Below are 13,480 nucleotides of genomic sequence, written 5' to 3' on the forward strand. Positions count from 1 at the left end.
TCTGCGCAGGCGCGGGTTGGTGGGATGCGGCTGGTGGCGTGCCAACAGTGGGCTGTTGGTGCTGGGGTGCTGCTGGCGCGGGTGGTTGCGGAGAGGTGCTCGCTGTAGGGGGCGGCATTGGAGGTGCGCTTCTGGTGGAGGAAGCGGTGGCCTGCCCCGGTATCTCAGTTCGCGGCTCTGGTGCATCGAAGTCCGCCAGGCCCGACGGCATGCTCCTGGGGTCTGTCGGTGCGGCGGAGGAAGGCATGGTTGTCTGGGCGGTCGACGTGGTTGCAGGAGGCGACGACGAGGCGGCCTCGCTCTGCGATCCGGACTCCTCCGGGGAGCGAGCCAAGTGCAGCGTCACCGTGGGCTCTGCGTCGCGGCCGTCCTTGCTCCGCTTCAGGTCCCGCAATACATCCCGCTGCCAGTCCCCTCCAGCCATCGATACTTCCCTCCAGACCGCTCGATCACGTGCAGACAGTTCGCGCGATCAGAAACTGTCGAGCAGCCGTGCGTACACACCGAACACCCCGAGCACCAAGGGGAACAGCGCGATGACCCCGACCGACTCCAGCACGTCGCCGAACCGGCGCAGCCGAACGCGCACGTGTTCGGCGGGCTGGACCGTCAGCACCACCAGCGGCACCACGGCCAGGACAGTGAGAACGAGGAAGGGCCCGAAAGCTCCCGAGCCCGGCTGCTCCAGCCAAGCCATGATCAGACGCAGCCCCACCACGGCCCCGGCCAGGAACAGCACCGCGACCTCAGCGACGAGAGGGAAGGCCCGCGCGCGCAGCCACAGCACTGCTGTGACGGCAATGGCGAGCGGAACCGTCCACACCGTCGGCGTACGCAGGACGAACAGCCCTGCAGCGGCAGCAGACACCGCCGCCACAACCGTTGCCAGAGCCAGTCCTCGGTGCGTCGCGGTCAGGGCGGCCGACACGTCATGCCGACTGACAGAAGCCCCGCCCAGACGTCGATCATCGAGACCCGCCAGGCCGGAAGCCATCAACGCCAGACGTGGCAACAGACCGAGCACGACGACGGAGACCACCGCCAACACAGCGCCCACGCGGGCCTGCTCGGTGGCTGCGCCGGCCCCACCTTGCAGGGCACCCATGACACTCCACCCAAGGGTGGCGGAAAGGATGGCCCCGGCGCCGATCAAGGCTCCTCGCCCGAGCGGCGAGAACCAGCCCAGGAGCGCGAACGCCATGACCACCGGGACGGCGATGCCGCCGAGCCTCAGCAACCCGGACCATTCGTAGGCGTCGGCCGCAGTCCAGGCCCCGAGCACGCCGAGCGAGCCACCTGCCACGATCAAGGTCGTGGCCAGCCCGCGCTTCCCGGCACGTCCCACCATCGCGCCGACAGCCGCAGCGAGCAGAGCCACGACGATGAGCACGCCGGCAACCGAGGACAGAGCGAACTCACCACGCGCCAGCACACCGGAGGCCAACGCCCACGCGACAGTGGCAAGTCCCGCCGTGACCCGACGAGCAGCCGGTCGCCACCGCCAGGAGCGAAGCCCGAGGTCCTCTGCCACCTCGTCGGTGACGTCGTGCACCACAGGCGCGGAGGGGGCATCCGCCACCCTCACAAGCCGGAGCACCGCACCATCAGACACACCGGCCGAACCGAGCGTGCTGTCGTGCGGCAGCACGGAGCCGTCCGCAGCGGCGAGGTGCCGAGCCATCGGCCGCGCCGAAGTCTGGTCATCGAGCAACCGCAGAACTTCGGGAATCAACCGTCCGATGGGCTCATCCGAGGGCAACACCAGATCAATTCGCCGACGCTCACCGACAAGCGTGACTCGACTCAGCCGCGTCCGGCTCGCTTGACTCACAGCCCCCACACTCACCACGTTCCCGAACCTATCATCGAGCCGATGGGCTCACGGAAGGCCAAGAAGAGGGCTGCTGAACGGAAGGCCCATAGGTCGACTTCCCGATCAGCCGGTCGGAAATGAACGACCAGCCCACACAACCGGCGCACAGCACGGCGGCGATCACAATCCCGGCGATCATCTTCCCAATGCGTTCGTCGACGGACCGCCGGGCACGTTCCTGCCCGAACAGGAACGCATCGCGCATACGCCGGCGCCGTACCGAAACCGACTCCAACAACTGGCTGTCGTAATCCTGCGCTGCCACAACTACCCGCTAACCGTCCTGCGTCTCTTACTCGTTGAGCTGTCCAATTGCAGGCGTACGCGTCGGAGATTTCGTTCGCTTACGCGCGATGGATGACCTGAACACTGCCCCCTCGGTCCTCGATCCATCGTTCCAGCTCCGCACCGCCGAGTACGTGCGTTGCTCCCTCACTGAGGAGTTCGACAGGCCCGAAGACCGACCCTGACGTGCCTCGCATGATGGTTCTGTCGTCCAGTTTCACCTTGAACGAGTTCTCCTCAAGCACAGAACCTGAAAGGTCCGCGCCGCAAAGGTCGACGCTGAGTAGCGAAGCACCCAGGAAGCGGGTTCCCCTGAACTTCGCGCCCGAGGCGTCTACGCCGTAGAGAGAAGCCTTGACAAGATTTGCTCGATCAAGAATCGCGTCTCGCAACACAGCTTCGTCGAAGTTCACGCGCACGAGGTCTGCATCAGTCAGGTCGGCTCCGGTGAAATCGGCACCCTCAGCGTCTGAGCGGTAGAGGTCACAGCCGACCAATCTGGAATTTACCATTCTCGATTCCGTGAACCATGACTCCGAGAAGTCCCCTCCGGAGAGATCGGCACCGCTGAAATCGAGTGCGACAGCGTCCAGTCCGCCTTCGCATCCTCCCCGAACCCACTCTTCCAGGCGCGACGCGGCCAGTGGGTCGGGCGGGGCCGCGGAAGGCTTCCAATCCTTAGGGGTACCAGATGACATCGTCTTCCCAACCGTGCTTAGCGATGATGGCCTTTACGTCATCGATCGCTGCTTGATTCGCGTTCCGGGTGTCCACAACAACGATTCTCCGCTTTTCGACGATCTGTTCTGTGAGCTTCGCTACCCATTTTTCGTTCTTAGCGGGGTTGTATGCACCCTTGAAGGGTCGTGACTTATCGCGCGCATTGTTGAAGGGTGGCCAGTCCGAATGGACACCCTTGATGTCGTAGTGCTTTCCGGTGGTCTCCGAATAGAACTCCCCCCCGTCCGCTTCGGAAGGTCGGCGGATATCGGCAGGAAGGCGCCCCTGGTCGCGAAGATCCAACCCCACCCTAGCTTCATCCTTGGAAGAATCAGAGATTTTCCAGTTGTGGTCAGGGTCATGCTGCAGGTGGTCAAAGTCCTCTGGACTTCTACCCTCGACCTCCTCCAGGTGACCCCAATGATCTGCCCTTTCTTGCGGGGTCAGTTCCGGCAGAGGCTCGTTCGCACGCTCGGGCAGCGAGGAACCAGAGCCTGAGCTGTCAGGCCGCGCGCCGTCGTCGCCACCTGGGCCATCGCCTGGTTGTTGGCCGCCGGAGGGGCGGCCTTCTCCACCGGCAGCTCCACCGTGGCCTCGCCCGTGCTCGCCGCCGCCAATCAACGACTGATCACGAGACGCCCCTGCATGATCACCACGAGCGGGTCCGGCTGGCTCCGGATGTTGCCGGGCCGTGCCGGGGGATTCGCTTCCTGCATTTCCGTTCGCTGCGCTGTCACCGCCGCGGGCGTGTGCCTCAGGGCTGTGTGCGCCAACGTCGGCGAGCTCCCGGTTCGGTGGTTCCGCTGGAGAGGATGCGCGATCAGTAGCTGACGGCTCTCGCGGAGCCGGATCGCTGTTGAGGCTCCCGTCACGGTCGGACGGAATGAACTGCCCGTCCTCAATACGGACCTTGGAGCCATCCGGTGCTTCGAGGACGCTGTGCGGAATCTCAGCCGTGGGTGCCTTGAATGCCGCGCCGAAGCGGGTCGTCACCTCAGAGATCGTGGGTACAGCCTTGATCGAGCTGCCGACCACCTTCGCCCCGGCGGTGAGCGGGTCGAGGTACTCGCCGACCTTGGCCGCCCCCGCGACCACCTTGGCTCCCGCCCCTGCCCGGCCCGCGGCACCGATCTTGATCGGGGTGGCGAAGAAGGTGATCGCGTTGAAGGCAGTGGTACCGCTGGCGCGCGTCGGGTTCTCGTGCCACATGTCCCAGGCGACGAGACTCTTGCCCATGTCGCGGAAGGCCTGCTTCTGCCGGTCCTCGTCGGAGGTGTCCTCGGGCTCGCCGAGAGTCCAGTCCATGAGCGCGGTGTAGGGCGTGGCCAGGTACTGACCGAGGCCACCTACGGCATCCCAGAGGTGACCCCAGGCCTCGCCGGCTTTGTCGGCGTCGTGCCCGCCGAACAGCGTGTAGACCCCGTCAGCGGCACCGCCGAGGCCGTCGATGAAGAAGCCTTTGCCGAAGTCCTTGAGCCCGTTGCCTGCCCAGTCGAGGGTCCAGGGCTCGTAGGTGCGTTCCTCGGGGCTGCCCCAGGGCAGCTTGCCGGCGTCCTTGAGCGTGCCGGCGTCGTAGCCGTACATGTTCGACTCGTGACTGCCGTCGTCGACCGTCCACTTGGGCCGGCACATGCTCGGGCTGATCGCGTTGATCTTGTCGGCGCACCGGCGCTCGGCAGCCTGAATCGCCGCCACGGTCTCGGCCACACCGTCCATGAGGGCTTGGTGCTCGTTGGACTTACCCTCGTCGTCGGTCCAGTCCTTGTCACCCTTGACGCTGTCGACGAAAGCCGCAGCATCCAGTTTCAGCTGGTCAAGCTTCTTGGCGAGCGGTCGCACCTCGGCCGCGTAGACGCTCAGAGCGGTGGCGACCTGCTCCAAATCCGCGGAGAACTCGTCCGCGGTGTCCATCACCGGCTGAGTCGTCGCAAGCAGCTGCCCCGCCTCGGGTGCCTTGTAGTAAGCACCCATGGCCTGGAAACGGGAGTGGATGTTCATCCCGCTCATCTGGATACCGGACGCAGCGCTCTGCAGCCCTGAGATGTCCTTCTCCAGTTGCTCGAGATTGCCGAGGAACTGAGGGATCAACCCGGGTTCGATCATTTCGCGTCCTGCTTCCCGCCGTCACCCTTGGGCATCAGCTCTGACGGGTCGGGCGCCGCCAGCGCCTTGCTCTGAATGTCGGCAGCCATCTGCAGGTTGCCTTCGGTGTACGCAGTAGTGGCCTCGACGGTGCCGTTCATGGTCTTGCTGGTACGGGCAGCCATGAACGCCACTTTGGTCTGCGTGTCGGTGACGAAGTTGGCCAGCGCCGCGGCCACGATTCCGGCCCTCGGCGCGCTCCCAGGGACGTACGGCCCATAGGTCGCAACCCCGACCGTGCCGGCCGACGCTGCAGCCGACTCCACGTGCTTGCCATACGCCTTGACATGTTTCTCCAGGTCATCGCCCGCGTCCCCCACCAGGGACAGAATCGAGTTCACCCCGCTGGGTGTGATGTCCCACGCCGTCATGCCAACCCCCGCGATTGCATCGTCCCGCTACGAACCTGCGCTCGACCTCGATGGACCGAGTCAGCCGATGTTGTCGACCGCGGACTTGGCCCGCGAGAGCGTCGACTGCGCGGTGTTGTCGTTCTGCTCCATCGTCGAGCGAACCAGGCGGATGATCTCGCGTACCTCGTTGGCCGCCTTGTTCCAGCGAACTTCCTTGCCGTGGTACTCCTCGGAGACGCCGTCGGCCTGGAACTCGGTCATCGCGGCCTTCACCGCGCCGTCCCGGTCCGAGAGCACCCGCTCCAGCTGGCCGATGATGGCCAGCAGGCTGCCCTGCACCTCCGTGGAGGCGCTGATGTCGTAAGAGTTGCGGTCCATGTTGGGCATGAGTGAACGTCCCCCGTCGGTTCTTAGCGTCCGTTGAAGCGGGCGGCCTCGAAGTTGGCCGCGCTCATCTGCTGGTTGGCGTTGTCGGCCTGCTCCTGCATACCCGTGGTGAACGCGGTGTCCATGCCGGACTGACCGCCCAGGATGGCGTGAAGGGAACCGTTGAGCGCGTCGGTGATCTCGTCCGCGTTCTCCTTGAAGCGGTCGAACACGGCGCGACCGGCACCGTTGAACTTGCCCTCCAACGGTGCCGCCGCGGCGATCAGTTGCCTGATCAGTCCGCCCAGGTCGTCGCTGGATCCGGTCGTACGCCTGCCGAGCTCCGACAGCGTCGTCGACCCCATGTCGAACTTCATGTACCTACACCCCCGAGGCGAGTCGTGAACAGTGTTCTGCTCCCTCGCCCCGATGGACTCGCATGCCTCACCCGCGACGAGTCGCACCTTTGTATCAATGGCTTGATTGCATACGCAACGCGATTCGAGCCATTCATGGATGCGGTGGGTCACAAGGGGATCTTCGTTTCCGGCACCTTCGCCGAAACCGCTCGGACGGGCCCCGCAAACTTGATGATCCGCCGAAACCAGTGCCATGCGGCTTGGAGGAGGAGACGGGAGCGGCGACAGCCCGGCCGTGGTGCGCGCCGATCTGGACCGACCTCGACGCCCGGCCGTCAGGCCTTGAGTGGGAGCGGGACCCTAGGGTGTCGCCAGGACATGTTTGCGGGGAGTGGGATTGTGCGCATAGAACGGCATCGGGTGAGTGAGGCTGCAGTAGCCGCGGCTCGCGAGGACTTCGTGAGCAGGATTGGGTCGCAGGTCCGGTCCCTCTCCAAGGCCGGGCCAATGACTGGCTACGAGTGGTGGATGCTCTGCGAAGAGTTTCTCGACTACCTCGGTGCGCTCTCTGTCGAAATTCCGGATCTCAACACCCCGGAGGCCAAGGCAGTTGTCCACGACGCTGCCGAGGCCGCCGTCGGCAAGGTGGCGTTCGCGACCTACTTCCCGTCCAACTACTTCCAGGTCTTCCTCGACTACGTGAACTTCGGGATGACCTACGACGCCGGGTCCGAGGGTGAACGGGAGACCATCACCGCCGGTGACTGGCTCGATGCCTTCTGCCTCGTCATCCTCGACGGACGGGCCGAATGGCACGGCGAGGCCTTCTACTTCGCCGGTCAGAAGGCCCAGAAGGGCGCTGCCACCAGCCCCGCAGCAGCCGAGCTCATCAACGGATTGATGGCGTACGTCCTCGGATACATCGGGGACGACGATGCGGAACATCCGCCGTCCCTCGAAGACAAGCTGGGCGCCGTGGACGCCGCACTCGATCGGGTCCGCGTTCTGGAGTCCGAACTCAATGAGGGCTTGCTCAAGCGCCGCGAATACATGGCGCTCCGTGCCTTGCGCGCGCTGACTGCCGGCGACGAGGAGACGTTTACCGCCCAGCTGGTTCAGCTGCTCACTGCCTACAGCCGCATTGACTGGCCGGGAGCGGAGACGCACACGCTTCTGCCTCTCCTTCCGCTGGCCCTGGCCGCTCTTGCGTATCGCCGTGAGGGCTGGGAGCCGGCGATCCAGACCGACTATCTGCCGCGCGCCTTGGTCACCGGATTCGAGACACCGGGGCCGCGAGTCCGGGCCTACGGCCGCGAGCGCCGCCGCGACGCGGTGGCGGAACTGTCCGATGGGCCGGTGGTATTCGAGCGGCCGGAGAACCCACGTCCGCTCAACCCTGAGAGCGAGGCCATTCTGCAGCGCGACGCACAGGAGATTCTCCGTACGGCCGACGAGAAGCCCGCCTCCGCCGCGGATCTGGCAGACGCCATGCACGACCAGGAACTGCTGTTCAAGTTCCGCGCTACGTGCACCGCCGACGTCACGGACCGGCAGCTGGAGAATCTGTCCTTGGCTTCTCGGTTCGGAGCCGCCGCGTTCAGATCTGCCCGCGCCGAAGCCGAGTACGACCGACATCACACCGGAGCCGGCCGCTGGCTCACCGCGACAAACTTCGCGCTGATCTCCGGTGTGCGCGAAGAGTTGGCCGCCTTGGTCCTTGTGGATGCGGCCATACTGGCCGACGGGTCAGCATTCGCTTCGTACTACCAGGCACTGCACGTCTACTTGCGGGCCGAAGACGCGGGGCCCGCCACAGACCGTGCACTGGAGGACTTCGAGAAAGCCAAGGGATGGGGCTTCTTCCCACCTCCTGCCGTTCTCTTCTCGCAACTCGTCGAAGGCGACGCAGAGAGCTTCAACCTCGCTCTCCTTGACGCTCTCGAAGCCCACCGTGACCGCTACCGAATCGCCGACCGCGCTGACGATCCGGATGCCGCGGTCAACCTCGACATTCTGGCTTTGGCCTGCCACGCCCGCCGCCGTGGCTTTGCCATCAACGTCACGTCGCCCTATCTGCCGCTCCGGCTCCTTGAAGCCGCCAAGCCTCTATAGATCCCGACACACTGCAGAAGTGGACTCCAACCTTTACCCGGACCTGGCTGCGGCGGGCAGCCTGGCCGCTGCGCTGCAGCAGGTGGCGTCCGATCTCGGTGTCGATCTCGTGGCGGTGCCCGGTGGTTGGGGAGCACGCGTTTCGGCGTACCCCACGGCTTCGGCCCCTGAGCGTCAGCCACTGTCCGTACACATCGCCGCCAAGGAACGCTCGTTCCGTGTCACCGGCTGGAGACAAGGGACCGAAGTCATTACCGGCAGGACATCCGACAACACGGACATCGTGCAGGCAGCTGTGGCATGGGGGAACGGCGAGCGCCTGCGGCAGATACGGGAGCACCTTGCCGTTCTTGCACTTCAGCGCACTGGCCGAGGCGCACGAACACGGACATGCCGCAGCCGTCGCCGCGCAGTGGAACCTGATCCGTGAACAGGCAGCCAGGGCCCCGGACTTCCCCGAGTTCGGCCTGCTAGTGGACGCTGCCCATGCCGAACCGCGCCTACGACAGCTCTTTCCGTTTTCCAGCCACTGGACGCTTGGCTTTCGCGCCTACATGGGAGTTCCAACCCCGGCGGAAGTTGCCATCGTCCCGTCGAACGACGGCCATCCATACCGCGTCCAGAAGTACCCCCACGGTGGTGTCATCGGTGAAGCCCGCACGACTCAAGAGACCGTTGTGATGGCGGCGGCACCTCTTCCGGCCGGCTGCCGCGGGGACCGTCGAATCAGTCGGGTGATGGGCGGAACGAGATCAGCCAGACACAGACGTGCTCAGTGGAGTACCCAACTGGCGCTGGTAAGGCCAGCTCTCAACGTCGCAAGTCGATGAGCAAGTTGGGCAGCCGCATCCGTGTCACCGCGATCGGCGCGGCGAACAAAGGAGCCCAGCGTGTGCAGATCCCGCAGGGCAGTAAGGATGGTCGCTCCTGGCCACTGCGCCAGGTCATAGCCGTACGCCACAGAGAACGCCTGAAGCTGGGCCCGGGTGCGACCGAAGCGCACTCCCTGGAAGGTGTTGGCGAGGTCAAGTTCTCGCGGGCCGAATCCCGTCTCGTCCCAGTCACCAAGACGTACTAGTGGCCCGTCCCAGAGGGTGTTGCCGGGATAGGCGTCGCCGTGGATCAGGCCGTGGCCGAGAGGGAAGTCGAGCTCTGCGTACGCCGCCAGGAGCTCGTCTGCGCGGCGCAGCAACCAGGCACGGTCGTCCGCAGCGAGCGAGGTGCTGCCGTGGACCGTCTCACGCAGTGAAGCGAGGGGCTCGTACTGGGGCAGGTGCACCGGTGGTGTCGGCAGGTTGTGCAGCCGCCGCAGGATATGGCCCAGGTGTTCCGGTTCCGGGGTCGCCGCGTTCGGCTGGGGGTAGTGCCGCCAGAAGCTGACCACGTATCCGTGGGTCGTGCAGGGCTGATCCACGACGAGTGGCTCCGTCACGGGCACACCGTGCTCGCTCAGCCAGCGAGTCAGGGTCACGGCCCGGTGTATCCGCTCGCGCTGGTCCGCGCGACTGACTCGCACGACTGCGTCGGCCGCCGGCAGGAGGAACACGGATGTGGCGTGAGCGCGAAGGGCTTCCAGGCCTCGCGTGGGAAGGCCCAGCATCTCGCTGGCCCGGCGAGCGGCATCTTCCGGAGCGACAGATGTCGTGGTCATCGCCCCGACGGTAGCGCGGATTTCTGATCGAACACGCGATAGTCGCGGATGAGTTCGGCAATTTCACTGGCTGCTCGGTTGCCCTTCAGTGCCGGGCGGTCGAGCAGGGACGCCAGTCGGCCCACTGCGCTTCCCAGCTGTCGGATCCGCAGTTCTGGCGGCAGTTCGAGGACGTGCTGGAAGGCCGCGACCGCGCCGTCCAGGTCGTCCTGCTGCACGCCGACGGTGATGAGGTCGACATGGGCCAGAGCCTCATCCCCGTACGACCGCTCCTCCTGAGGACCGGTGCGATATGCCTCGATCGCCGCCTGGGTGTGCCGCTGGGCTTCGTCCGGACGGCCGAGGAGTGCGTAGGTGCTGCCAAGATAGTAGTCCTGCTTGGCTCGCGGGAAGGTCAGGATGCCACCGAACTGGCCTACTCCGTCCTCCTCCGGTACCTCGTCCATCGCGCGCTGCAAGCGCTCGATCGCCTGGTTTGCCCGGTGGCCGTCGCCGATCCGGGCTGCGGTGCGTGCCTCCATCGCTGCTATCCGGATCCTGGATTCTCCCGCGGGGGCCAGTGCGGCAGCTTGGGCAGTGAGCTTCAGGGACATCCGGCGCTGAGGAGACCATTCGGTGATGAGCGCTGCTGTGCCGAGGGTCCACGCGCGCAGTCCGGTGTGGTCGGCCTGCTCTGCGCACACCCGGGCCGTCCGCACCTGGGCCAGAGCGGAAGCCTGGTCGCCGAGGTTCTGTGAGGCGTGTGCCAGAAGGAGGCAGGTCGTGCCGGTCAGCATGAACAAGTCCCGGCTCTGCTGGGGGCGTTGGCGACCCTGGAGCAGCTCGAAGAGCCGGTCGCGGACCGCCACGAGCTCGGTGAAGAGCGGGTGCAGCGGTGCGTGGACGTATTCGGTCGCGATCCGTGCGAGCGTGAAGCTCAGCTCTTCCACCACAGCGTCGTCGACGTTGCTCGGCGTGACGAGATCGGCGAAGTCAGACGACGATGCGGCAGCGCCTGCCGCCACTGCGTGCAGATCCGGCGGGTCGACCGGCGCGGAGGGCCCGCGCGCAGACGGCGCGGCACTGGCCTGCTGCTCGGGCGCGGCCAGAAGCGGAACAAGGTCGGCGGGCACGCCGAGCGCATCGAGGAACGCCTGGGTCTTGTCGAGGCGACTCAGTCTTCGAGCGCCTGATTCCAGCTGTGAGAGATACCCCTGGCTCAGCCCGGTGATCTGCGCCATGTCCTCTTGGCGCAGACCTGCGCGACGGCGGACGAGGCGGCTGAGACGGCCGAACTCCAAGGAGCGAAGGGCATCTTGGATCTCGCTGTCGGACCACACTTCGTGAGGCACCGACGCGGGCGACGGCACAGGGGTGGGCGGGGCACTTCTCGCGCACGGGCCGCACAGGCCCACGTCGGGGTTGTAGCGGCTGAGCCTGCAGGCGCAGCGATGGCACCGCTGTTCGCTCTCCACGGTTCCTCCCCGCGCGGTGGAGTATCTGGAATACCTCCGGATCATGCTTGCATTGCCGTTGCCATATAGCACCCCAACTCCCGTATTCGGCCGGGGATATGCGCTGCGGCCACTCCGTCGCCAAAGTAGTCGGGCCAAAGCGCACGACGCTCCTTGCGGGCGTTCCAGGGAGGAGCGGGGGACGGTGATCTCGATGACCTCGCAGCAGAGGACCACGTCAGCCACTGAGGTGCGGAAAGCGCCGCCAGCGTCGCAGGGGGTTCATGGGTATGTGTGGGAGTTGCCGCACGAACCCCAGTCCTGCCGTAGAGCACGGGAGTTGACCCGGGCAGCCGCATCGAGCAGACGCGTCGCCAGCGACGACCTGGTCCTCGTCGTCTCGGAGCTGATCGGCAACGCCCTGGCGCACGGAGCAGGACCGCTCCACCTCGGCCTCCTCTTCGAATACGACACGATCCGTGTGGCCGTGCATGACCACGGAGCAGGTCTGCCGCAGCGAGATGAGCAGCAGTCCGCCTCCGAGGACACCTGTGGCCGTGGCCTGCACATCGTGGAGCTGCTGTCGAACAAGTGGGGCGTCACCCTCACCGGCGGTCATGCCAAGACCACCTGGGCAGAGCTCGCCCTCGTGGACGAGCAGCGCGGTTCCGACCAGTTCTCGAAGGTGCTGTCGTGATGGCTGACAAGAAGCGAGCGGGCAGCGGAGAGAACGAAAGTCAGCGCCGATGCTCATCCTGCGGTTGCCGCCTGAGCCGCTACAACTCCGACGCGGTGTGCGCAGCGTGCGCTCGGACCCGGCGCAGCGATGTTTCGGCCACGGTTTCCGTCCCCGAGTACGTCTGGCAGGATCCGGCCGTTCGCGAGGCCTTGGCTGTACGTGATTTTGGGGAGCTCCTACGTCAAGTAAGACGACAGGCCGACCTCCGCCAGGAGGACCTGGCCCAAATCACCGGCCTGAGCCAGGGCTATCTCTCCATGCTCGAGTCTGGCGCCCGGCGGCTCACGAACATCGACAAGATCGACAACTTGCTGGAGGGCCTGGGCGCACCCGCGCATCTGGCACGGGCGACGACCAGTACGTATGCAGTACGAGGGCTCCGGAGCGACCGTGCAGAGGAAGTGGAAGGGGCCTCGGCGGCGCCGAACTGGGAGCGCCCCCTTGATGTCGCCGAACGTCTCAATGCAGCGACGGCTTCGAATACGAGCACCGCAGCGCTTCAGCTCCTGCAGCAGCTGCTGGACGGCATCGTCCGTGACTACGAGGCGCAAGGCCCGTACAAGATGGCCTCAGCTGCCACGGATGCCCGCCGCTCCATCCAAGGCCTGTTGATGGGGCGCCAACCACCACGCCAGCGCGCGGAGCTGTTCCGGCTCGCCGCGCAGGCCGCCGGCCTGCTCGCCTACATGAGCGTGAACGCAGGGCGTCCGGTCCTCGCCGACACATACTGCACTGAGGCAGCCGCCCTCGCGGAGGAGATCGACGACCGCGCGCTGCTCATGTGGGTCTTCGGCACGAGGTCGCTCAGCTCTTACTATTCGGGGCGTTATGAGGAGGCGGTGCGGTGGGCGGACACCGGTATCGACCTCGACCCCACGCACCCGCAGGCGATCCGGCTTCTGATCAACGGTCGCGCACGGGCCCTGGGCAAGCTGAGCGACGTCAACGCAGCAGGGGCAGCTATCGCCGCAGCAGAGGAGCTGACCTCCCGTTCCGAGGTTCCGGACGGGCTCACCGCCTGCATTTCCTTCGCCCCGTACAGCCACGCTCGCACGCTCGCGAACGCGATCACCGCACACGTCAGTCTCGGACAGACGGATCAGGTCCTGACCTGCGCCGACGACATCGACTACCTCATCGATCATGTCGACTCCGCATGGACGCGAACACTGGTGGGCCTGGACGTGGCCACGGCCTTGCTGCAGGGGCCGAGGCCGGACGTCGAGCACGCCATGAGCATGGGGCGCCGAGCCCTGGCCAACGCGGCCGGCCCGCCGATCCGCTCCGTGGTCCAGCGCGCCGGGGAACTCCGCGACCAGGCAACGCGCTGGAAGGAACAGGCGACGGTGCGGGAGTACGGCTCCCTCTTCCAGGCGTGGCAGACAGCAGCCCCGGAGACACGGGAGCTGGCCGAGGTCTGCAAGGATGGCGCCCACCGCTGAGGCGA

At 66.0% G+C, this 13,480-nt stretch carries 14 protein-coding genes; 5 read left to right on the top strand and 9 right to left on the bottom strand.

Annotation, left to right across the window (positions count from 1 at the left end; translation table 11 throughout):
- Nucleotides 1-472 precede the first annotated feature (472 nt).
- The 7 genes from eccD to ACFQVC_RS21685 form a co-directional block, all read right to left on the bottom strand.
- Complete coding sequence (gene eccD / locus ACFQVC_RS21655) at nucleotides 473-1,840, bottom strand: type VII secretion integral membrane protein EccD (protein ID WP_381833146.1); 1,368 nt, start codon at nucleotides 1,838-1,840, stop codon at nucleotides 473-475.
- Nucleotides 1,841-1,862: 22 nt separating this feature from the next.
- On the bottom strand, nucleotides 1,863-2,138 hold the full coding sequence (locus ACFQVC_RS21660) for a hypothetical protein (RefSeq protein ID WP_381832611.1): 276 nt from the start codon (nucleotides 2,136-2,138) through the stop codon (nucleotides 1,863-1,865).
- Nucleotides 2,139-2,217: 79 nt separating this feature from the next.
- Nucleotides 2,218-2,856 carry a pentapeptide repeat-containing protein gene (locus ACFQVC_RS21665; RefSeq protein WP_381832614.1) on the bottom strand — a complete coding sequence of 213 codons (639 nt, stop codon included), beginning with the start codon at nucleotides 2,854-2,856 and terminating at the stop codon, nucleotides 2,218-2,220.
- A complete protein-coding gene (locus ACFQVC_RS21670) occupies nucleotides 2,837-4,981 on the bottom strand; it encodes a hypothetical protein (RefSeq protein WP_381832616.1) in 2,145 nt (714 codons plus the stop codon). Before ACFQVC_RS21670 ends, ACFQVC_RS21665 begins: the two co-directional genes overlap by 20 nt.
- Nucleotides 4,978-5,391, bottom strand: coding sequence for a DUF6507 family protein (locus ACFQVC_RS21675; RefSeq protein WP_381832619.1), 414 nt, complete (start codon nucleotides 5,389-5,391; stop codon nucleotides 4,978-4,980). The genes ACFQVC_RS21670 and ACFQVC_RS21675 overlap by 4 nt, the downstream gene beginning before the upstream one ends.
- A 60-nt stretch (nucleotides 5,392-5,451) precedes the next feature.
- A complete protein-coding gene (locus ACFQVC_RS21680; protein ID WP_381832622.1) occupies nucleotides 5,452-5,760 on the bottom strand; it encodes a pore-forming ESAT-6 family protein in 309 nt (102 codons plus the stop codon).
- A gap of 23 nt (nucleotides 5,761-5,783) precedes the next feature.
- Complete coding sequence (locus tag ACFQVC_RS21685; RefSeq protein WP_381832625.1) at nucleotides 5,784-6,116, bottom strand: hypothetical protein; 333 nt, start codon at nucleotides 6,114-6,116, stop codon at nucleotides 5,784-5,786.
- Nucleotides 6,117-6,605: 489 nt separating this feature from the next.
- Here ACFQVC_RS21685 and ACFQVC_RS21690 point away from each other — a divergent pair, with 489 nt between their 5' ends.
- The 3 genes from ACFQVC_RS21690 to ACFQVC_RS21700 are packed head-to-tail and all read left to right on the top strand — an operon-like array spanning nucleotide 6,606 to nucleotide 9,040.
- A complete protein-coding gene (locus ACFQVC_RS21690; RefSeq protein WP_381832628.1) occupies nucleotides 6,606-8,210 on the top strand; it encodes an immunity 49 family protein in 1,605 nt (534 codons plus the stop codon).
- Between the two features lie 19 nt (nucleotides 8,211-8,229).
- Entirely contained in the window at nucleotides 8,230-8,640 is a 411-nt protein-coding gene (locus ACFQVC_RS21695; protein ID WP_381833188.1) for a hypothetical protein, read from the top strand.
- Complete coding sequence (locus ACFQVC_RS21700; protein WP_381832631.1) at nucleotides 8,561-9,040, top strand: DUF6193 family natural product biosynthesis protein; 480 nt, start codon at nucleotides 8,561-8,563, stop codon at nucleotides 9,038-9,040. The genes ACFQVC_RS21695 and ACFQVC_RS21700 overlap by 80 nt, the downstream gene beginning before the upstream one ends.
- Here ACFQVC_RS21700 and ACFQVC_RS21705 read toward each other — a convergent pair.
- Both ACFQVC_RS21705 and ACFQVC_RS21710 read right to left on the bottom strand, forming a co-directional pair.
- A complete protein-coding gene (locus ACFQVC_RS21705) occupies nucleotides 8,983-9,861 on the bottom strand; it encodes a phosphotransferase enzyme family protein (protein WP_381832634.1) in 879 nt (292 codons plus the stop codon). The genes ACFQVC_RS21700 and ACFQVC_RS21705 overlap by 58 nt on opposite strands.
- Nucleotides 9,858-11,360 (bottom strand): helix-turn-helix domain-containing protein, encoded by a 1,503-nt coding sequence (locus tag ACFQVC_RS21710; protein ID WP_381832642.1) that lies wholly within the window; start codon nucleotides 11,358-11,360, stop codon nucleotides 9,858-9,860. The genes ACFQVC_RS21705 and ACFQVC_RS21710 overlap by 4 nt, the downstream gene beginning before the upstream one ends.
- A gap of 148 nt (nucleotides 11,361-11,508) precedes the next feature.
- Here ACFQVC_RS21710 and ACFQVC_RS21715 point away from each other — a divergent pair, with 148 nt between their 5' ends.
- Nucleotides 11,509-11,991, top strand: a complete 483-nt coding sequence (locus tag ACFQVC_RS21715; protein ID WP_381832645.1) for an ATP-binding protein — start codon at nucleotides 11,509-11,511, stop codon at nucleotides 11,989-11,991.
- Nucleotides 11,991-13,475 (top strand): helix-turn-helix domain-containing protein, encoded by a 1,485-nt coding sequence (locus ACFQVC_RS21720; RefSeq protein WP_381832648.1) that lies wholly within the window; start codon nucleotides 11,991-11,993, stop codon nucleotides 13,473-13,475. Before ACFQVC_RS21715 ends, ACFQVC_RS21720 begins: the two co-directional genes overlap by 1 nt.
- Nucleotides 13,476-13,480: the final 5 nt, after the last annotated feature.

Source organism: Streptomyces monticola (genome assembly GCF_042665355.1).
Classification (GTDB): Bacteria; Actinomycetota; Actinomycetes; order Streptomycetales; family Streptomycetaceae; genus Streptomyces; species Streptomyces monticola.